Source organism: Rhodococcus sp. WB9 (assembly GCF_007558985.1).
Classification (GTDB): domain Bacteria; phylum Actinomycetota; class Actinomycetes; order Mycobacteriales; family Mycobacteriaceae; genus Rhodococcus_F; species Rhodococcus_F opacus.
Genome location: NZ_CP041769.1, coordinates 1,615,668 through 1,635,176, shown reverse-complemented (window position 1 = coordinate 1,635,176; position 19,509 = coordinate 1,615,668). Strand labels below are relative to the sequence as shown.

Below are 19,509 nucleotides of genomic sequence, written 5' to 3'. Positions count from 1 at the left end.
TCAGGTCGTCGGAACCGATCGGTTCTCGCCGATTCGGTGGTAGATCCGCTCGGGGGTGAACGGCAACTCACGAAAACGCACACCCGTCGCGTTCTCCAGCGCGTTGGCCAGCGCAGGTGCCACCGGGTTGATGCAGCACTCCGCCATTCCCTTCGCACGCATCGGTCCGACGGAATCCGTCGAATCGACCAGCAGCACTTCGGTACGGGGAATGTCGGCGTAGGTGGGGATGCGGTAGTTGCGCAGGTTGGGGTTGATCATCACACCGTTGTCGTCGACGTGAAAGTTCTCGGTCAGCGCGAATCCGATGCCCTGGGCGACGCCGCCCTCGATCTGGCCGCGGACCTGCACCGGGTTGATGATTACCCCGGCGTCCGTGGCGTGGACGCTGTAGAGGATGCGGATCTCGCCCGTCACGCGGTGGACGGCGATGCGGAAACCGTGGGTGTTGGAGACGACGCTGCGCGGCGACCCGTACGCCTTGCGCGCCTCGGTGAACCGGATGCCGCGCCGACGGGCGGCGTCGAGGAGTTCGGTCAGCGGCACGCGCGTGCCGTCGCAGAGCACCCCGTCGTCGTCCATCGAGCAGGACGCGACGTCGACCCCGGTGTGCGCGGCGGCGAACGCCAGGATGCGGTCGCGCAGGGCCTCCGACGCCCGCGACACGGCGTTGCCCGCGACGAAGAGGCCGGCGCTGGCGAACGCCCCCGTGTCGAATCCCGTCCGGTCGGTGTCGGATTGCACGAGACGCACCCGCGACGGGGTGGTGCCGAGGTGGGTGGCCGCGATCTGCACGTGCGCGGTCGACGTTCCCTCACCGAATTCGACGGTGCCGACGGCGAGTTCGTACACGCCGTCGTCGCCGAGCGTCGCCCACGCCTCGGAGATGTGTTCGGTCGGGGGCGCCGTCTCGTGCAGCGAGCTCGCGGTGCCCTCGCCGACGAGCCAGTCGTGGCCCAGCACCTGCCCGTTCGCGGTCCGCCTCAGTGCGGCGTCAACGAGGTCGATGCACTGCCCGAGCCCGTCCTCCGCGAACACGACGTCGTCGGGACCGTCGTCGATCGCGACGAGCGAGTCACCGGGGCGGACGATGTTGCGGCGCCGCAACTCGAGCGGGTCGATGTCGAGCGCGACCGCCAGCTCGTGCATGGCGGACTCCACCGCAAAGGCGGGCTGGGTCATGCCGTACCCGCGCAGCGCTCCGCTGGGCACGCTGTTCGTGTAGACGGAGTACCCATCGAATTTCTTGTTGGGACACCGGTACGCCGAGATGGCGGCACCGGCGGCGAACAACGTCTCGCCGCCGTGGTTGCCGTACGCGCCCGTGTTCGACACGTTGCGCACCTGGAACGCCGTGAGTGTGCCGTCGGCCCGGGCGCCGAGCTTGATCGTCAGCTTCATCGGGTGCCGCGGCGACGCCGTCGTGAACTCTTCCTCCCGGGTGAACTCGAAGCAGACGGGCCGGCCCGTGTCGAGGGTGGCGAGCGCGACCAGATCCTCCGAGATCACCTCCTGTTTGCCGCCGAAACCGCCCCCGACGCGCATACAGAACACGCGCAACTGGTCGGGGCGCAGGTCGAACAGGTGAGCCAGCTTGACCTTCGCGATCGACGGCGACTGCGAACTCGTGCGCACGTGTAGCCGGCCGTCCTCCATCCAGGCGATCGACCCGTGCGTCTCGAGATGCGCGTGCTGCACGCGCGGGGTGAAGTAGGTGCCCTCGTGGATCACGTCGGCCTCGGCGAACCCCGCCTCGACGTCGCCCACCTCCCCGTGAAGCTCGAGCAGGATGTTGTGCACAGGATCCCGCACGAACGGGTCGTCCGATCCGTGCAACTGCGGTGCACCGTCGGCCATCGCCTCCTCCGGGTCGAACACCGCGGGCAGCACGTCGTATTCGACGACCACCCTGCGACAACCCTCCTCTGCGGCGCCGACCGTGTCGGCCAGCACCGCGACCACCCGCTGACCGGCGAAGCGGACCGTGTCGTCGAGGATGTACGTGTCGTCGGGGTCGACGAGATGATCGGTGTGGATCGCGGTCGTGAACAGCTTCCGGGGCACGTCCTTCCATGTGTACACGCGGTGCACACCGGGGACGGCGAGCGCCGCCGTCGTGTCGATCGAGACGATGCGGGCGTGGGCGTGCGGGGAATGCAGCACCACGAGGTGCAGCATGCCCTCGATCTCGGTGTCCATGGTGAACTCGGCGCGGCCGGTGACCACATCGGTGGCCGCGGGTGCCCCGACGCTGGTGCCGACCGCGCGACCCGGCTCGGCGACCTCCACCGCGGCGACACCGTTGACGGCGTCCTCGATCGCTCGATAGCCGGTGCAGCGGCAGAGATTACCTTTCAGCGCGCGTGGCAGGTCATCCTTCTGGGCGTCTGTGAACGTCGCCGACGTCATGATCATGCCCGCGGTGCAGAATCCGCACTGGAACCCGGGGGCGTCACGGAACTGCCGCTGCAGCGGATGCAGGTCGTCCGGCGAACCGAGGCCCTCGATCGTGGTCACCTCCCGCCCCTCCGCACGGAACGCCGGTGTGATGCAACTGTGCACGGGATCGCCGTCGAGCCACACCGTGCAGGCTCCGCAATCGCCTGCGTCGCAACCCTTCTTGACGCCGTGATGACCGAGCGACCGCACGAACGTGCGCAGACACTGCCCGGGATTCGGTTCCTCGTCGAACGTCCTGCCGTTCACGGTGTACGTCATTGCCGGTCTCCTGCGGTGAACTCGGTCCGGATCTCCTCGGCGAAGTGCTTCGTCAGGTGGCGACGGTGGTCAGGGGTGCCGTTGGGATCGTCGAACCAGACGTCGTCGGGTATCGCGTCGATGCTCTGCCGGAGCGAGTCGGCGTCAGGTACGGCGTCGAAGGCCAGACGGATCGGACGGGTGGTGCCCGCCGTGATCGTGAGCAACAGGTCGTCGCCGCCGGGCGCCTGGGTGCCGATCATGAACACCGTCGAACGGCCGAGGCGTGTGAGGGTGAAGCGGCGATGCGTGTGACGCTTGCGGAGGGCACGGACCGGGATGTCGATGCGGCGCAGGATCTCACCCGGTGTGAGCACGTTCTCGCGGTTGCCCGTCACGAAGTCGGCGGCGTCGACGGCGCGCTCGGACCCATCGGTGGACCACAGCGTGTACGTCGCCTCGAGCGCGACCGCCATCGTGATCATCGGACCCGCGGGAAGCGACATGCAGATATTGCCGCCCACCGTCGCCGAATTCCAGACCTTGAACGATGCCAGAAAGGCCTCGCAACTCGTCCCGAACAGCGAGGCGGCTCTCCAGTCATCCGGTGGCGCAAGCGCATACAGCTCTCGGATCGTGCACGTCGCTCCGATCTCGAGGCCCGCGTCGCTCGGCACGAGGGTATCCCAGCCGAGCGTCGTGAGATCGACGAGACGGCGCAGGTCGGGCTGCTGCTCGGAGAACAGCCACGTTCCGCCGGCCAGCCACGCGTCGCCTTCCCGCCACGCCGCACCCGGCCGGTCGGGTGGACGCCGAACGACATCGGTGATGGTGGTGAGGTCCATATGACTGCTCCACTCGGGAAATGTGTCGTCGTTCTCGTACCCGGCCTGCGTCAACCCATCTGACTTTAGACACCGCGACGGCGGTCTCGGTGTCAATTGCCGGGTTCCACCCGGGCGCTGTTTGCCGTGTTCCGGCCGCGCGGGCGACCGTGTGGGCGCCCGTCACCCGCCGTAGCAGACATTCGCCGCCCCGGACCGACCGCTACTCTCAGGGCCATGGCCGCCAAGATCTCCGCCCACGACGTGCTCGAACTCGTACTGGACGCAGGCAGCTTCGTCTCCTGGGACACCGCGCCCGTCGATGTGCGGCCGAACGAGAAGTACCGCGCCGACCTGCGGAAGGCCGCCGAGAAGTCGGGTGTCGACGAATCGGTGATCACCGGCGTCGGCACCGTCCGCGGGCGCCCGGTCGCGGTGATCGCGTGCGAGTTCGCGTTCCTGGCCGGTTCGATCGGTGTTGCCGCGGCCGAGCGGATCGTCTCCGCCATCGAACGCGCCACCCGTGAGGGTCTCCCCCTGCTCGCCTCGCCCACGTCGGGGGGCACACGCATGCAGGAGGGCACCGTCGCCTTCGTGCAGATGGTGAAGATCGCGGCGGCCGTCGCCACCCACAAGGCCGCCCATCTTCCCTACCTGGTTTATCTGCGGAACCCGACCACCGGCGGCGTGTTCGCGTCCTGGGGTTCGCTCGGGCACATCACGGTGGCCGAACCCGGTGCACTCGTCGGGTTCCTCGGGCCCCGCGTCTACGAGGCGCTGTACGGCGAGAAATTCCCCGAGGGCGTGCAGACATCCGAGAACCTGTACCGCAACGGTGTCATCGACGGCGTCGTCCCTGCCACGCGCCTCCGCCGGCTCGTCCATCGGGCGTTGCGGGTGCTGATCGATCCGCCGACGTCGACCGCCCTCACCGAACCGGAACCGCCGGCCGTCGACATCCCCGACGTGCCCGCGTGGCAGTCGGTGATGTTGTCGCGGCGCGCCGACCGGCCCGGAATCCGCCACCTCCTGCGGCACGCAGCAACCGAGCAGGTGCCCCTCAGCGGCACCGGCCAGGGTGAAACCGAGGGGACGGTGCTGCTGTCGCTGGCACGTTTCCGCGGCGCACCGTGCGTGTTGCTGGGCCAGGACCGCGCCGGACAGTCGGCGCTGAACACGATGGGTCCCGCCGCCCTCCGCGAGGCACGCCGCGGCATGCGGTTGGCCGAGGAGTTGCAGATCCCCCTGGTCCTGGTGATCGACACCCTCGGTGCAGCACTGTCTCAGGAGGCGGAGGAACGCGGCCTGGCCCCCGAGATCGCACGCTGCATCTCCGACCTCGTGACGTTGAAGACGCCGACCGTGTCCGTACTGCTCGGTCAGGGCACGGGCGGCGGGGCGCTCGCCTTCCTCCCCGCCGACCGCGTGCTCGCCGCGCAGAACGGGTGGCTCGCCCCGCTTCCCCCCGAGGGCGCCAGCGCCATCGTCCACCGCGACACCTCGCACGCCCCCGAGATGGCGGCCGCGCAGGGCATCCGTTCGCTCGACCTGCTGCGTGACGGCGTCATCGACGCCATCATCCCCGAGCATCCGGACGCCGCCGACGAGGCCGTCGATTTCTCCAAGCGGGTCGGCGAGGCCATCTCCCGGGAACTCCGTGCCCTGACCGGGGTTCCCGAGAGCGAGCGCTTCGCGGCCCGGCTCGCCCGCTACCGGAACCTCGGCCTGGACTAAGACAGTTTGATCGTCGGGTTGTACATGTCCATCCACAGCGCGAGGTCGAGCGTGCGCTCGAGTCCGCGACGCGACAGCTGACTGATCTGCGGGGTGTCGACGGACACCGCCCGGGACAACCAGTCCGCGCTGACCAGGCCGAACACCGGGTGCGAAGGGTCGCCGAGCAGGTCCTTGCCGTGCTCCTGCAACGCCACCGCGTACTTCGGGTCCTGGGTGGACGGGTACGGCGACTTGACCCGGTCGATCACCGACTGCGGCAGCACATCCCTGGTCGCCGCCCGCAGCAACGATTTCTCCTTGCCGTCGAACGTCTTCAGCGACCACGGCGTGTTGTAGACGTACTCGACCAGTCGGTGATCGCAGAACGGCACCCGGACCTCGAGTCCGACGGCCATGCTCGCGCGGTCCTTGCGGTCGAGCAGGACGCGGACGAAACGCGTCAGATGCAGGTAGCAGATCTTCCGCATCCGCCATTCGAAGTCGGATTCGCCGTCCAGCCGATCGATCCCGGACACCGCTGCGTCGTAGGAGTCCTGCACGTAGTCGTCCATGTTCAGCCCCGCCGTCACCTCCGGGGTGAAGATGTTGCTCTCGTCGCCGAAGTGCTCGGCGAACTGCACGAGCCACGGGAAGGTGTTCGCCTGCTGCGCCTTCGGGTCGAAGAACTGCTTGTACCCGCCGAACACCTCGTCGGCCGACTCACCGGACAGCGCCACCGTGGAGTGCTGACGGATCGCCTTGAACAGCAGATACAGCGACGCGTCCATGTCGCCGAGGCCCATGGGAATGTCCCGTGCCCGGATGACCTTCGCGCGCACGGCGGGGTCGGCCAGTGCGTCGGAGTCGAGGACGATGTCCTGGTGCGCGGTCCCGGATCGCCGGGCCACGTCGTGCACGTACGGAGCATCCGGGGTGCCCCGCAATTCGTCCGCGACGAAATGTTCGGTCTGACCAACGAAGTCGACGGCGAACGTGCGGACCGTCTCCCCCACCTCGGCGAGCTGCTCGGCGGCGATGCCGGTCATCGCGGACGAGTCGAGACCACCGGACAGCAGGGTGCAGCGCGGCACGTCGGCGACCAGTTGCCTGCGCACGATGTCGTCGAGGAGTTCGCGGACATGGGCGACGGAGGTGTCCCGGTCGTCGGTGTGCGGACGGGTCTGTAGGGTCCAGTACCGGTGCCTCCGCAGTCCGGTGCGCGAGACGGTGACCACTGTGCCCGGCTCCACCTCACGCATGCCGTCCCACACCGCGTGTCCCGGTGTCTTGACGAACGCGAACAGCTCCCGGATTCCGTCCATCGCGACAGTCGACTCGGCGATCGGATTGGCGAGGATCGCTTTAGGTTCCGAACCGAACAGGACGCCGTCCCGGGTCTCGTGGTAGTAGAACGGCTTGATGCCCATCCGGTCGCGGATCATCACGAGTGCGTCGATCCGCGAATCCCAGATGGCGAACGCGTACATTCCGTTGAGCCGCTCCGCGACGGCCTCTCCCCACTCCAGATATCCGTGGAGCACCACCTCGGTGTCGGAGTCCGTGGCGAACCGGTGACCGCGCCCGTACAGCTCCTCGCGCAGTTCACCGAAGTTGTACACCTCGCCGGAGTAGACCATCGCAACGGCCCCGCCGGGGGTGTCCACGCTCATCGGCTGGTGCCCACCCGGCAGATCGATGATCGCGAGCCTACGATGCCCGAGCGCGGCGTGTTCGACGACCCACGTACCGCGATCGTCCGGCCCCCGGCAGTTCATCGTCTCGGCCATGGCATCCACGGTGGACTGCTCGACGCGCAGATCGCGTTCGAACGAGATCCATCCGGCGATTCCGCACATGTGTTCCTCCCGCTGTCGCTGGCGCTCTTCCTTCAGCGCGTGGTCAGTTGCGAGGCGGCAAACCGAGTCCGAACCGTCGCAATCACATTGACAGTTCTTTACTCTTGCTAACCACCTATATTCCACGGTAACCCTTTTCGGCGCGCAGGCGGTGGGCCAGGGAAAGCCGCCTGTCAGAATGGCGAGGGTTCGTCGGCTGCGTAGGCTTCGGATTCGCGCGCGCCGGGCGACCGGTGCCGCACCGCATCCAGGTGCGCCCGCCGTCGGCGGCGCTCCGCCCGGATCCGCGCAGCGGTGTTCTGCACACGGGTGCGGCGACGGGCCGCGGCGTGGTCGCTTCCGGCATCGTGGCCACCTCCGCCAGCATCGCTCCGTCCGGCACCCAGGAGCCCCGACGACCGCGGTCGGTATCGGTGACCGGTGGGCGCGATCAACTCGATTCCACCGTCAGCGGTCGCCCTCCAGTGACCGGAATGTTTGAGCCGGTGGTGATTTCGACAGTAGGCGGTCATGTTCCCGGCCACCGTCGGACCTCCGGCCGCGGGATCGGAATGGTCGAACGGCCGATGATGATCGAGGTCCGTGTTCCAGGCCGCCACATCGCAGTGCAACCACTCGCACCCGCCGACCAGCACCCGCATCCAGGTGTCGAGCACGGTGCCGGGACGGTACGTGGTCGGGACGACAGAACTCGGTGCCCGCACCGGTTCGACATCCGCGTCGGCGGCGATCTCGCGTGCGTGCGCCGCGTCGACGATTCCGTAGCCGTCGAGGTAGGCCGGTTCGTCGCCGCCCGCGAGTGTGGCGTCGAGCATGATGAGGTGCACGAGAGGCTTGCGCGCGGTCGTCGCGATGCGGGAGCGCCGGCCGCAATCGACCCGCCCGCATTCACACTGCACGAACCCGGCCCCGTCGATGAGCGCGGACACTCCGTCGGCCCGCCTCTGTTCGTATGTTCGAAGGTCTTTCGCACACACGGTGTTTGCCAGTTCGCGCAATCGCGCGTCGAATGCACGGCCCTGCGCCGCGGGAACGGAACCGAGGATTCGGCACATGCCGTCCTCTGCAGCACAGACTCCGACGAACCTGTCCGCCTGAGCCTTCTCCCGCTTGGCGCGCACCCCTGCCGGGTCGAGCCTCGCGATGATGCGGTTGGCGGCGTTCGTGAGCCTGCGGCCGGTCAACCCGGTTCCACCGGAGCGCGGCGGGGCCAGAACCTGTTCGAGGAGTTGATGTTCGACCTCGCCGATCCAGTCGTCGCTCACGTTTGCCGTCGCGTCCTCGATCAGCCGAACCCGGTACATGTCGAGATCACCACGTGCCATGGCCTCGCGCGTGGCGTGCAACCGGGTACGCAGCGACATGCCCAGACCGATCAGCCGACCCGCCGCCGCTCGCCCCATGGTGAGCGCGGCACCGATCTCGGCCTCGACCACTTCGTGCGCGGTCGACGTCCACGCCCCGCCGGACTCGACCTCGGCAGTGCGGCGCACGAAGAGCTCGGCGATCACCGCCAGCTTCCGTTCGGCCACCACCGACTCACTGCGATGGAGGTCGGTCATCAACTCGACCAGACCCACATCGGATTCCCCATCGACGAGACAGCAGATGGTCTCCCGAACGCCCCGATCGAATACCCCCGTATCGAAAATGCGTTCCACAGTAGCGAAAGCTGTTGCGCTCCAAAAGACCCCACAACCCGCTACGCCGCGCAGAACCGCTCGCCGCCTAGCCACTCCCTGCCACGATGGTGGGCACGGTGGCGGCGACGACGATCGCGGCGTTGACGGCCTCGACGGATGTGCGCACGGCCTTGCCCGCCCAGTCGCCTTCGGAGATCTCCTTCGCCCGTTTCTTCACGGCGCGACGATCCGCGTCCGGGAACAGCTTCGGCGCCGCGTCGACCGCGGACAGGAGCGAGACGAGCGCGGCGGTGCGCGGAGTGGGGGTGACCCCGTCGAGGAGCGCGGCGCTCAGCTCGGACCGTAGCGCGCGTTCGTGGCTGCCGTCGACCTCCGGCCACCGCGTGGTCGGGAAGATGCCCAGCACCTTGCCCTTCTCCTCGCGGACCCAGCCCGCACCGACGATGCGTTTCGCGAGTTCGTCGCGCAGGTTCTTGGCGAGCTTCTCGATGGCCGCTTCCGGTTTCATCGGCTTGGACGTACCGATGAGGTCGACGGCCCGCGCGAGCAGCGGATCCTGCGGTCGCGCTCCGTCCCGGACGACCAGACGCCCCTTCTTCACGTCTTCGCCGGGTTCGGCCGGGGTGACGACGTCACCCAGGGCCAGTTCCAGAAGAACGGCGCCGGCGAGGACGCGCGGCATCCGGGTCCCGTCGACGACGGGCTTCCCCGATGTGTCGTCGAGCAGCAGCAACAGCAGATCTTCGGCGAGCAGCGTCATACTTCCACGATAGGGCGACGTCGCGGCGAAGTCCGGTGTCCGTTCAGCCGCCCCGGGGAATGTTTGCCGGTTACCGTGAAGGGGCAATGTTCTGAGTATTCACCAGACGGTTGTCGGGCACCGCAGTCAAAGCACGAGGAGCGGCTATGAGCGCGATCGGACACTGTCGGGCACTCCTGGCGGTCGCCGTCGTTGCGTCGTCGGCCATGTTCGGTCAGGTGGCAGCGGCGTCGGCGGACGAGTGGCGAGCCCTTCCCGCCGACAAGCCGGCATCGGCAGACGGATCCGTCCTCGACCACATCGAGGAGATCGACGCCCGCCAACTGAACATGTACGTCTACTCGGCGGCGATGGAGAAGGTGATTCTCCTCGAAGTGATCCGCCCCGCCGACACGAGCGTGCCGCGGCCGACCCTGTACCTGCTCAACGGCGCGGGTGGCGGCGAGGATTCGGCAACCTGGCAGGCGAGGACCGACGTCGTCGACTTCTTCGCCGACAAGAACGTCAACGTCGTCACTCCCGTCGGCGGCGCGTACAGCTACTACACCGACTGGGAAAAGCCCGATCCCGTCCTCGGCGTGAACAAGTGGACCACCTTCCTCACCGAGGAACTTCCCCCGATCGTCGACGCCACACTCGGAACAGACGGTGCGAATGCCATCGCGGGTCTGTCGATGTCGGGCACATCCGTCCTCAGCCTGGCCGAGGCGGCCCCGTCGCTGTATCGCGCCGTCGGCGCGTTCAGCGGATGCGCCGAGACGAGCACCAAACCGGGCCGGGACTACGTCACCTTCGTCGTCAGCTTCCGAGGCGGCGACGTCGAGAACATGTGGGGACCGCCCGACGACCCCGCGTGGGTGGCCAACGACCCCGTCGTCAACGCCGAGAAGCTCCGTGGCATCGACTTGTACATCAGCAATGCCACCGGGCTGCCCGGCGTCCACGAGAACCTCAACGGCCCGGATATCAACGGAGATGTGGGCACGCTGGCCAACCAGGTGATCGTCGGCGGCATCATCGAGGCGGGAACCAACGAGTGCACCCATCGGCTGGCCGACCGGCTGAACGCCCTGGGGATCCCGGCCACGTACGACTTCCGGCCCGCCGGCACCCACTCGTGGGGTTACTGGCAGGACGACCTGCACAACTCCTGGCCGATGATCGCCGGTTCCCTCGGCCTCTGACCGCCTCATCACGCGCCGACGTCGCATAGGGTATTGCGGGTCACACGACGACGAGAGGACGTGCATCGATGAGCTCCCCGGGGACTCCGCCTCCGAGCGACAACCATGGCCAGAGCTACGCCGAGGTGTACTTACGGAGCACCGACAGTCCCGAGGACTTCTGGCTCGCCGCCGCCGAGGCCGTGGAGTGGGTGACGCCGCCGACGCAGGCGCTGGACGATTCCGCCGCCCCGATGTACCGGTGGTTCCCGGATGCGTCGCTGAACACCTGCTTCAACGCTCTCGACCGGCACGTGCGGGACGGCAACGGGGATCGGGCGGCGTTGATCTACGACTCGGCGATGGCCCCCGCTGCATCCCGCACCTACACCTACGCAGAACTTCTCGACGAGGTGTCCCGGTTCGCCGGCGTCCTGAAGGACCAGGGTGTGGTGGCCGGTGACCGGGTGATCGTCTACATGCCGATGATCCCCGAAGCGGCGATCGCGATGCTGGCCTGCGCCCGCATCGGTGCCGTGCACTCGGTGGTGTTCGGCGGCTTCGCCGCGAAGGAACTCGCGACCCGCATCGACGACGCCGGACCGGTGGTGCTGGTGACGGCGTCGGGGGGCCTCGAGCCGGGACGCACCGTCGACTACCTTCCGATGGTGGCGAAGGCGCTGGAGCTGTCCGGAACCCCGCCGCACACGGTGATCGTCAAGGACCGGGAGCAGATCCCCGGTTCGGCCGCCGAGTACCAGGGCGCCGGGGCGGCGTGGTTCGACTGGGATGCGCTGATGGCGGATGCGGCACCCGCGGAGCCGGTTCCGGTGGTCGCGACGGACCCGCTGTACATCCTCTACACGTCCGGCACCACCGGGAAGCCGAAGGGCGTGATCCGCGACAACGGTGGGCACGCCGTCGCGCTCACGTGGTCGATGCGCAACATCTACGACATCGGCCCGGGCGACGTGTGGTGGACTGCGTCCGACGTGGGCTGGGTGGTCGGGCACTCGTACATCGTCTACGGGCCGCTCCTGGCCGGTGCCACGTCCGTCCTCTACGAGGGCAAGCCCGTCGGGACCCCGGATGCGGGCGCATTCTGGCGGGTGATCTCCGATCACGGTGTGTCGGCACTGTTCACCGCCCCGACCGCGATCCGCGCCGTCCGCAAGGCCGATCCCGACGCGAAGGAGATCGAGAAGTACGACATCTCCTCCCTGAAGACGCTGTTCGCGGCGGGCGAGCGCCTCGACCCCGACACGTACGCGTGGGCGACCCGCGTCCTCGGCCGTCCCGTCGTCGACCACTGGTGGCAGACCGAGACCGGCTGGGCGATCTGCGCCAACCTGCGCGGGCTCGAACCGATGCCGCTGAAGGCGGGCTCCCCCACTGTTCCGGTGCCCGGGTACCGGGTCGAGGTGGTCGACGCCGAAGGGAACACGGTTCCCGCCGGGGCCGAGGGCAACATCGTGATCGGGTTGCCGCTGCCTCCGGGCACCCTGGCCGGGTTGTGGCGCGACCCGGAGCGGTACGTGCGGTCGTACCTCGCCACGTTCGAGGGCTACTACCTGACCGGCGACTCCGGTTACATCGACGAGGACGGGTACGTGTACGTCCTCGGCCGCAGCGACGACGTCATCAACGTTGCCGGACATCGGCTTTCGACGGGCAGCATGGAGGCGGTGGTCGCGGGACACCCCGCGGTGGCCGAGTGCGCGGTGGTCGGCATCCGCGACGAACTCAAGGGCCAGAAGCCCAGCGGCTATGTCGTGCTCAAGGCCGGGGTCGAGATCGACCCGGACACCCTCCGCAACGAACTGGTCGCGATGGTGCGCGAGCAGATCGGCGCCGTCGCCACGTTCCGTGACGTGACGGTCGTGCAGGCGCTGCCCAAGACCCGCTCGGGCAAGATCCTGCGTAAGACGATGCGGCAGATCGCCGACCACGAGGAGTACACGGTGCCCTCCACCATCGAGGACGTCGCCGTCCTCGACGCGCTGAAGAATCAGCTGGGCGGCTGACCTCTCAGACCCGGACGGCCGCGTCGAGTGCGTGATCCACCAGTTCCCCGACGCGGTCCGCTTCGAGAGGGTCGAGGTCGAACAGGATGCGGTAGATGATCGGCGCCACGACGTGGTCGATCACGTGCTCGACCACGCCCTGCACGGGTTCGCCCCGTCCGAGGATCGTTTCGATCTGGGTGCGGCAGAACGTCGCGCACCTGAACTGATTGGTGCCGTCCTCCGACCTGACGGTGTCGGCACTCATCACGACGTCGCGCAGTGCCGCCCGCCCCACCGGTGAGGACATCTCCTCGAGGTAGTCCTGCGCCCAGGCAACGAGGTCGCCTCGCACACTGCCGGTTTCACGCGGGGGCGCGTCGGGATGCAGACGCTCGAGCGCGACGTCCGCGAACAATTCGGTGATGTCCCCCCAGCGCCGGTAGATGGTCGACGGGGTGACCCCGGCGTCGGCGGCGATCATGGGGACGGTGATGTCCGCTCGGTCGCGCTCGTCGAGAAGTTTGCGCGTGGACGCATGCACCGCCTGCTGGATGCGGGCGCTGCGACCACCGGGGCGCGGGCCTGGAGCCGGACTCATGCCCCCATGCTAACGCAAAGACGTTGCATTAAGAACGGTGGCGGCGTAGCGTCCATTAACGCAAACCCTTTGCATTAATGTTCTCCGGGGAGTACGCCATGACGACGCTTGCCGCGCCCGAAGCACCACCGACGTCTCGACCCGCACTGCGCCGAGGAGCCGCCTTCACGCTCGTCGCGGTCGTGATCGCCACCCTGCTCGGCGCGTCTGCCGCACCCACTCCGCTGTACGAGGTGTACCAGTCGAACTGGGGCTTCTCGTCGCTGCAATCGACGCTGATCTTCGGCATCTACGCCGTGAGCCTGCTGCTGGCGCTGCTCACCGTCGGTTCGCTCTCGGACTACGTCGGCCGCCGGCCCGTGCTGATCACGGCACTCGTGTTCGAAGCCGCCTCGATGATCATGTTCGCGACAGCCGAGGGCATCGGCCTCCTGCTGATCGCCCGAGTCGTGCAGGGTTTCGCCACCGGCGCCGCGATCAGCGCGCTCGGTTCCACCCTCCTCGACCTCGAACGCACACCCGGACGCGGCGCCACCGTCAACAGCATCGCGCCCACCGTCGGCCTCGCACTCGGCGCCATCGGATCGAGCCTGATCAGCGAGCACCTTCCCCGGCCCACCAGCACCGTGTTCCTGGTGTTCTGCGCGCTGTTCGTCGTCGAGATCCTCGGCATCTGGGCCGCACCCGAGACAGCGGTCCGGCAGAAGGGGGCTCTGGCATCGATGCGTCCGACGCTGGCGGTCCCGTCCACCGCACTGGGAATGCTCGTCCTCACCGGACCCTGCCTGGTGGCAGTGTGGGCGCTGGGCGGCTTCTACCTGTCCCTCGGACCTTCGCTCGCCCGTAACGCGCTCGACGTCCACACGTCGCTGATCGGCGCCATCATGGTCGCGACGCTCACCGGGACCGGCGCATTCGCGGTGTTCCTGCTGCGCAACGTGGCGGCACGGCGCATCCTGTACGTCGGAGCGTCCGCCCTCGTCGTCGGAGTCGCCATCACCCTGGTCGGCGCCGAAACGTCGTCGGCGCTGTGGATTCTCGCAGGAACCGCGGTGGCCGGCATCGGGTTCGGCGCCGGCTTCCAGGGCACCATCCGCACCGTCATGCCGCTCGCCGAACCGCACGAGCGCGCGGGACTGCTGTCGAGCATCTACGTGATCGCCTACCTCGCCAACAGCGTTCCCGCGCTGATCGCCGGATACCTCGTCGGAAAGGTCGGGCTCGTCGACACCACCCGCGTCTACGGCGGACTCGTCATCGTCCTCGCCGCGGCGGCGTTCCTCGGGCTCCTCATGCGCAAAGCGCCCGTGAGTACTTCTTAACCGCCCGCGGCTAATAAGTACTCACGGGGCCTTGATCTCGCCGTAGCGGGCGAGTGCCTCCTGCCGCTCGTGGGCATGGTCGACGATCGGCGGCGGATAGTCCTCGGGGCGACCGTCTTTCAGAGCGTGAACGGCCTTGCCGGAGATGCCACGCAGTTCAGGCACCCACCGCCGCACGTACTCGCCGTCGGGGTCGAACTTCTCCCCCTGCGTCGTCGGGTTGAACACCCGGAAGTACGGCGACGCGTCCGTCCCCGATCCCGCCGTCCACTGCCAGCCGTGCTGATTGTTCGCCAGATCCCCGTCGACGAGCTGGTTCATGAAGTAGCGGGCACCCCACCACCACGGCAGGTGCAGATCCTTGACGAAGAACGACGCGACGATCATCCGCACCCGATTGTGCATCCAGGCTTCGGCTTTCAGCTGACGCATCCCGGCGTCGACGATCGGGAACCCCGTCCGGCCCTCGCACCACGCCGAGTACGCCTCCTCGGCGTCAGGCCCGCTGTCGTAGCGGATGCGGTCGAAGCGACGGTCGTAGTTTTCCCGCGCGCTGTCGGGACGCTGGAAGAGGATGTCGGCGTAGAAGTCCCGCCACGCGAGCTGCCGCCGGTACTGTTCGGCGCTCTTGCTGCGACGGCGCGCGAGATCGCGGAGCATCGTCCGCGGATGAATGTTGCCGTATTTCAGGTACACCGACATCCGGCTGGTCGCGTCGAGACCGGGACGATCCCGCGCGTCCTCGTACCCGGCGAGGTCGTCCTCGCAGAACTCCGCCCACCGCTGCAGCGCCGCCGCCTCGCCGGCGGGGCACCCGTCGGATTCCGGTTCGGGGATCTGCACCCGCCGCGCCTTCACGTCGTCCGGGTCCAGCCACTCCACCGTCGCACGCCCGGTATCGATCGGCGCGCGCCACCCGTGTTCGAGCCACTGCCGGAAATACGGGGTGAACACCCGGTACGGCTCCCCGTCCGTCTTCGTCACCCGGCCGGGCGCCACAGCGTACGGCGAACCGGTGGCCACCAGATCGACATGCTCGGCGACGGCGGCATCACGCTCGCGACCGTACGGCCCGTAATCGGCGCTCACGTGGACTTCTTCGGCCGATACCTTCTTCGCGACCGTCGGAACCACGTCGACGGGATCGCCCTTCACCACCAGCAACCGGCCGTCGAGTTGGTCGTCCAGTGCGGCGAGACTGCGGAACAGGAAGTCCCGGCGAGCACCGCCCGATGTTTTCAGCAGCCGATCGTCGAGGACGAACAGCCCCAGTGCACGCGCCCCCGACTCCGCCACCGTGTGGAGCGTCGGCAGATCACCGAGCCGGAGGTCGCGCCGGAACCAGACGAGTGCGGTGTCCATACCTGCCACGGTAACGAAGCGCGGGCCGATCAGTTGGTGGAGCGAGTCAGTTCGTGGAGCGAGCAGAGGACAGCACCGACAGGTACGGCGCGTCGATGTCGTAGTGCTCGAACGCCGACAGCGCCGCGCGGGCGAACGTCCGCTGCACCGCCCACTGCCTGCCCGGCTTGGTCCGCGCGGTGATCCGCAGCGTGACCGATTCCGCGGTCACCGAGTTGACGCCCAGCAGTTCCGGGGGTTCGAGTACGTCGACCGCGATCGCGTCGCTCTTGGCCGCCTCGGTGACTGCCTCGAGTGCCACCTCGCACGCCCGTTGCACGTTGGCGGCGTGCGCGATCGGCAGATCGACCACCGCGACCGCGTAACCCTGGCTCATGTTGCCGACACGGACGATCTCACCGTTGCGGCAGTACCAGAGGGTGCCGTTGACGTCGCGGATCGTGGTGACCCGCAGACCCACCGTCTCGACCGTTCCCACGGCCTCGCCGAGGTCCACGACGTCCCCGACACCGTACTGATCCTCGAGCAGCATGAAGATGCCCGACAGGAAGTCCCGGACGAGGTTCTGCGCACCGAAACCGAGTGCGACACCGATCACACCCGCGGACGCGATGAACGGCGCCACATTGACGCCGAGGACCGCGAGAACCTGGAGCACCACCCAGATGAGCACCACGATCGACACCGTCGATTTGAGCACCGACCCGATCGTCCGGGCGCGTTGCGCGCGACGCTCGTTGACCATCGCCTCCTTGACGCCCCGCGGGGCGCGTTCCCGGAGGGGACGGAGCATGGCCGGTTTGTCGGAAGGCTCCCGGGGCCGCGTCATCCGGTCGATCATGCGGTGCAACGCGAAACGCAGCACGAGCGCCAGGACGACGTAGGTCGCGATCTCGGCCGGGCGGTGAATCAGCCAGTCACGGTTGGTTTCGGTCAGTTCGAATGCCTGCAGCGAAGAAAACATCTCCAACGAGTGTACGGACGAGACACGCTCCCACAACTGCCATCCGCACGCTCAGTGGTCGCGCCCACGGCACAATGCAGGAGTGACCGTCACCGACTCAGCCAGTGTCCTCGTGGTCGACGACGACGAGGACGTGCGGACGTCCCTCGAACGCGGCCTGCGCCTGTCCGGATTCACCGTCCTCACGGCCGTCGACGGAGCCGACGCGCTCCGGGTGGTCAGCGAACGACGTCCGGACGCGATGGTGCTCGACATGAACATGCCGGTCATCGACGGCACCGGCGTCGTGACCGCGCTCCGCGCGATGAACAACGACATCCCGATCTGCGTGCTCAGCGCACGCGACACCGTCGATGACCGCATCTCCGGCCTCGAGTCGGGCGCCGACGACTACCTGGTCAAGCCGTTCGTCCTCGCCGAACTGATCGCCCGGATCCGGGCGATGCTGCGGCGGCACGGAACGACGGCCGCCGCGCCCGCCGACTCACCCGCGACCCCACCGATCCGCGTCGGTGCGCTGGAGATCCGGACGTCCGCACGCAGGGTCTTCATGGCGGGCGAGGAGATCACGCTGACCAAACGGGAATTCGAACTCCTCGAGGTGCTCGCCCGCAACGTCGGCATCGTCCTGAGCCGTGAGCGGCTCCTCGAACTGGTGTGGGGGTACGACTTCGTCGCCGACACCAACGTGGTGGACGTGTTCGTCGGCTACCTGCGTCGCAAGTTCGAAGTCGGTGGTCAGCCGCGCCTCCTGCACACGGTGCGCGGAGTCGGATTCGTGCTCCGGGAACCGTCGTGAAACGGTCGTTCTCCCTCCGAACCCGCGTGGCCGCTGCGACCGCGCTGGGGGCGACGATCATCGTCGTGGCGCTCGGCATCCTGGTGTCGCTGGCGATCAACCGGAACAACCTGTCGCAACTCGACCGGCGGCTGGAGACGGCGTCGGATGTGCTGGTTCCCAACGCCGCGACCGCCGGACTGTTCCTCGGGGCACTCGGCGACAAGGGTGCGTTCGCCATCACGATCCGTTCGGCCGACGGCGACACCGTGCTCGTCAGTACCCCCACCCAGCTGCCCGAACTCGACCCAGGCCAGCAGACCGTCGAGGTGGGTGACACGAAGTACCGGGCGTACACCGCGACCGTGCCGCTCCTCGGCACCCGGATCTCCCTGGCCGTGCCGTACGCCGAAGCCCAGGACGTGACGTCGGAGCAGCAACGTCAGGTGGCCCTCGTCGGAGTGCTCGCCATCGCCGCGGCCAGCGGTCTCGGCTGGTTGTTCGGCGGTCGTGCCGTGCGCCCGCTGGTCGACTTGACCGGCCGCATCGTGCGCCGCGAACCGAAGCTGACGCCCACGACATCCGGTGTCCGGGAGGCGGACGAACTGGCCTCCGCCGCGGAGTCGATGCTGCGCGACGTCGCGGAGGCGCAGGACGCGACCACCGCCGCGCTCGCCACCGCACGCGACTTCGCCGCCGTCTCGGCACACGAACTCCGGACCCCGCTCACCGCGATGCGCACCGACCTCGAGGTCCTCACCACACTCGACCTGACGCCGGAACAGCAGCACGAGATCCTCCGCGACGTCGCCCGCTCACAGGACCGGGTGGAATCGACGCTGTCCGACCTCGAGCGCCTCGCCCGCGGCGAACTGTCCACCGACAAGGACTTCGTGGACTGCGACCTCGTCGACATCAGCGACCTCGCCGCCGAGGAGGCGATGCGCCACAATCCGGGGCTGCAGGTGACCGTCGACGCAACCCCGGTGACGGTCCGGGGCATGCCCGGTGGACTGCGCCTCACTTTGGACAACGCCATCAAGAACGCGGTCCGGCACGGCGGCGCGACCGCGGTGACGATCACGCTGAGAGCGGCCGACGGCATCACCACCGTCGTCGTCGACGACAACGGCTCGGGGGTGCCCGAGGCCGAACGGGCCGTGGTCTTCGAACGGTTCCACCGCGGGTCCAACGCGACGAAGAGCGGGTCGGGCCTCGGCCTCGCGCTCGTCGCGCAGCAGGCGGCACTGCACAACGGCAGCGCACGTTTCGAGGTCAGTCCGCTCGGCGGCGCACGGCTCGTCGTCGAACTCCACACGGACACGACACACGAGCCACCGAGACCGGAGACACGGAGAGCAGAAAGCCCCGCCTCACCTTGAGGTGATGCGGGGCTTTTCGTGCCGCGGAGACTATTCCTTCACGTCCAGCAGGTCGATCATGAAGACCAGCGTCTTGCCGGACAGCTGGTGTCCGGCGCCGGCGGGACCGTAGGCCAGCTCCGGCGGGATCGTGAGCTGACGACGTCCGCCCACCTTCATGCCGGGGATGCCGTCCTGCCAGCCCTTGATGAGACCGCGCAGCGGGAACTGGATGGACTCGCCGCGGCTCCAGGAGGAGTCGAACTCCTCGCCGGACTCGAACTCGACGCCGACGTAGTGCACCTCGACGGTGCCCCCGGGGACGGCCTCTGCGCCGTCTCCGACCACCACGTCCTTGATGACCAGGTCGGTCGGGGCGGGTCCGTCTTGGAACTCGATCTCGGGCTTGGTCATATGTCCTCCTCGGTGAGGGCTCTATGGTTCGGCACAGGTATTCGC

Annotated in this window: 15 protein-coding genes; 6 read left to right on the top strand and 9 right to left on the bottom strand. The window is 68.1% G+C overall.

Features of this window, described 5'->3' with window-relative positions; all coding sequences use genetic code 11:
• On the bottom strand, positions 1 to 2,718 hold the full coding sequence (locus tag FND50_RS07825) for a molybdopterin-dependent oxidoreductase (RefSeq protein WP_144285351.1): 2,718 nt from the start codon (positions 2,716 to 2,718) through the stop codon (positions 1 to 3).
• Positions 2,715 to 3,542, bottom strand: coding sequence for a xanthine dehydrogenase family protein subunit M (locus tag FND50_RS07820; protein WP_144285350.1), 828 nt, complete (start codon positions 3,540 to 3,542; stop codon positions 2,715 to 2,717). Before FND50_RS07820 ends, FND50_RS07825 begins: the two co-directional genes overlap by 4 nt.
• A 216-nt stretch (positions 3,543 to 3,758) precedes the next feature.
• On the opposite strand from FND50_RS07820, the gene FND50_RS07815 reads away from it, so the two are divergent.
• Entirely contained in the window at positions 3,759 to 5,255 is a 1,497-nt protein-coding gene (locus FND50_RS07815) for a carboxyl transferase domain-containing protein (RefSeq protein WP_144285349.1), read from the top strand.
• On the opposite strand, the gene asnB is transcribed toward FND50_RS07815, so the two are convergent.
• From asnB to FND50_RS07800, 3 genes are all read right to left on the bottom strand, one after another.
• Positions 5,252 to 7,093 carry an asparagine synthase (glutamine-hydrolyzing) gene (gene asnB, locus FND50_RS07810; RefSeq protein ID WP_144285348.1) on the bottom strand — a complete coding sequence of 614 codons (1,842 nt, stop codon included), beginning with the start codon at positions 7,091 to 7,093 and terminating at the stop codon, positions 5,252 to 5,254. The genes FND50_RS07815 and asnB overlap by 4 nt on opposite strands.
• 173 nt (positions 7,094 to 7,266) lie before the next feature.
• Positions 7,267 to 8,655, bottom strand: coding sequence for an HNH endonuclease signature motif containing protein (locus tag FND50_RS07805; RefSeq protein ID WP_260850936.1), 1,389 nt, complete (start codon positions 8,653 to 8,655; stop codon positions 7,267 to 7,269).
• 166 nt (positions 8,656 to 8,821) lie between these two features.
• On the bottom strand, positions 8,822 to 9,496 hold the full coding sequence (locus tag FND50_RS07800) for a GPP34 family phosphoprotein (protein ID WP_144285347.1): 675 nt from the start codon (positions 9,494 to 9,496) through the stop codon (positions 8,822 to 8,824).
• Between the two features lie 146 nt (positions 9,497 to 9,642).
• Between FND50_RS07800 and FND50_RS07795 the strand changes: the two genes are divergently transcribed.
• Together FND50_RS07795 and FND50_RS07790 are read left to right on the top strand one after the other, a co-directional pair.
• Positions 9,643 to 10,680 carry an alpha/beta hydrolase family protein gene (locus tag FND50_RS07795; RefSeq protein ID WP_144285346.1) on the top strand — a complete coding sequence of 346 codons (1,038 nt, stop codon included), beginning with the start codon at positions 9,643 to 9,645 and terminating at the stop codon, positions 10,678 to 10,680.
• A gap of 68 nt (positions 10,681 to 10,748) precedes the next feature.
• Positions 10,749 to 12,683 carry a propionyl-CoA synthetase gene (locus tag FND50_RS07790; protein WP_144285345.1) on the top strand — a complete coding sequence of 645 codons (1,935 nt, stop codon included), beginning with the start codon at positions 10,749 to 10,751 and terminating at the stop codon, positions 12,681 to 12,683.
• A 4-nt stretch (positions 12,684 to 12,687) separates the two neighbouring features.
• Here the strand turns inward: FND50_RS07790 and FND50_RS07785 are convergent, their stop codons facing one another.
• Positions 12,688 to 13,263, bottom strand: coding sequence for a TetR/AcrR family transcriptional regulator (locus tag FND50_RS07785; protein ID WP_005244080.1), 576 nt, complete (start codon positions 13,261 to 13,263; stop codon positions 12,688 to 12,690).
• 98 nt (positions 13,264 to 13,361) lie between these two features.
• Between FND50_RS07785 and FND50_RS07780 the strand changes: the two genes are divergently transcribed.
• A complete protein-coding gene (locus FND50_RS07780) occupies positions 13,362 to 14,585 on the top strand; it encodes an MFS transporter (RefSeq protein ID WP_043788614.1) in 1,224 nt (407 codons plus the stop codon).
• A gap of 21 nt (positions 14,586 to 14,606) precedes the next feature.
• Here the strand turns inward: FND50_RS07780 and FND50_RS07775 are convergent, their stop codons facing one another.
• Positions 14,607 to 15,947, bottom strand: a complete 1,341-nt coding sequence (locus FND50_RS07775) for a deoxyribodipyrimidine photo-lyase (protein ID WP_144285344.1) — start codon at positions 15,945 to 15,947, stop codon at positions 14,607 to 14,609.
• A gap of 46 nt (positions 15,948 to 15,993) precedes the next feature.
• Positions 15,994 to 16,911 carry a mechanosensitive ion channel family protein gene (locus FND50_RS07770; RefSeq protein ID WP_054248255.1) on the bottom strand — a complete coding sequence of 306 codons (918 nt, stop codon included), beginning with the start codon at positions 16,909 to 16,911 and terminating at the stop codon, positions 15,994 to 15,996.
• A gap of 82 nt (positions 16,912 to 16,993) precedes the next feature.
• Here FND50_RS07770 and FND50_RS07765 point away from each other — a divergent pair, with 82 nt between their 5' ends.
• Positions 16,994 to 17,710 carry a response regulator transcription factor gene (locus tag FND50_RS07765; RefSeq protein ID WP_144285343.1) on the top strand — a complete coding sequence of 239 codons (717 nt, stop codon included), beginning with the start codon at positions 16,994 to 16,996 and terminating at the stop codon, positions 17,708 to 17,710.
• Positions 17,707 to 19,071, top strand: a complete 1,365-nt coding sequence (locus FND50_RS07760) for a HAMP domain-containing sensor histidine kinase (RefSeq protein WP_144285342.1) — start codon at positions 17,707 to 17,709, stop codon at positions 19,069 to 19,071. Before FND50_RS07765 ends, FND50_RS07760 begins: the two co-directional genes overlap by 4 nt.
• 30 nt (positions 19,072 to 19,101) lie before the next feature.
• On the opposite strand, the gene FND50_RS07755 is transcribed toward FND50_RS07760, so the two are convergent.
• Positions 19,102 to 19,464 carry an FKBP-type peptidyl-prolyl cis-trans isomerase gene (locus tag FND50_RS07755; RefSeq protein ID WP_005244090.1) on the bottom strand — a complete coding sequence of 121 codons (363 nt, stop codon included), beginning with the start codon at positions 19,462 to 19,464 and terminating at the stop codon, positions 19,102 to 19,104.
• Positions 19,465 to 19,509: the final 45 nt, after the last annotated feature.

Bases quoted from the DNA above. Each gene is read 5' to 3' on its own strand.
- FND50_RS07815 (WP_144285349.1), top strand. From the start codon at position 3,759: ATGGCCGCCAAGATCTCCGCCCACGACGTGCTCGAACTCGTACTGGAC.
- FND50_RS07770 (WP_054248255.1), bottom strand. From the start codon at position 16,911: ATGTTTTCTTCGCTGCAGGCATTCGAACTGACCGAAACCAACCGTGAC.
- FND50_RS07785 (WP_005244080.1), bottom strand. From the start codon at position 13,263: ATGAGTCCGGCTCCAGGCCCGCGCCCCGGTGGTCGCAGCGCCCGCATC.
- FND50_RS07820 (WP_144285350.1), bottom strand. From the start codon at position 3,542: ATGGACCTCACCACCATCACCGATGTCGTTCGGCGTCCACCCGACCGG.
- FND50_RS07795 (WP_144285346.1), top strand. From the start codon at position 9,643: ATGAGCGCGATCGGACACTGTCGGGCACTCCTGGCGGTCGCCGTCGTT.
- FND50_RS07755 (WP_005244090.1), bottom strand. From the start codon at position 19,464: ATGACCAAGCCCGAGATCGAGTTCCAAGACGGACCCGCCCCGACCGAC.
- FND50_RS07805 (WP_260850936.1), bottom strand. From the start codon at position 8,655: ATGACCGACCTCCATCGCAGTGAGTCGGTGGTGGCCGAACGGAAGCTG.
- FND50_RS07825 (WP_144285351.1), bottom strand. From the start codon at position 2,718: ATGACGTACACCGTGAACGGCAGGACGTTCGACGAGGAACCGAATCCC.
- FND50_RS07775 (WP_144285344.1), bottom strand. From the start codon at position 15,947: ATGGACACCGCACTCGTCTGGTTCCGGCGCGACCTCCGGCTCGGTGAT.
- asnB (WP_144285348.1), bottom strand. From the start codon at position 7,093: ATGTGCGGAATCGCCGGATGGATCTCGTTCGAACGCGATCTGCGCGTC.
- FND50_RS07800 (WP_144285347.1), bottom strand. From the start codon at position 9,496: ATGACGCTGCTCGCCGAAGATCTGCTGTTGCTGCTGCTCGACGACACA.
- FND50_RS07790 (WP_144285345.1), top strand. From the start codon at position 10,749: ATGAGCTCCCCGGGGACTCCGCCTCCGAGCGACAACCATGGCCAGAGC.
- FND50_RS07780 (WP_043788614.1), top strand. From the start codon at position 13,362: ATGACGACGCTTGCCGCGCCCGAAGCACCACCGACGTCTCGACCCGCA.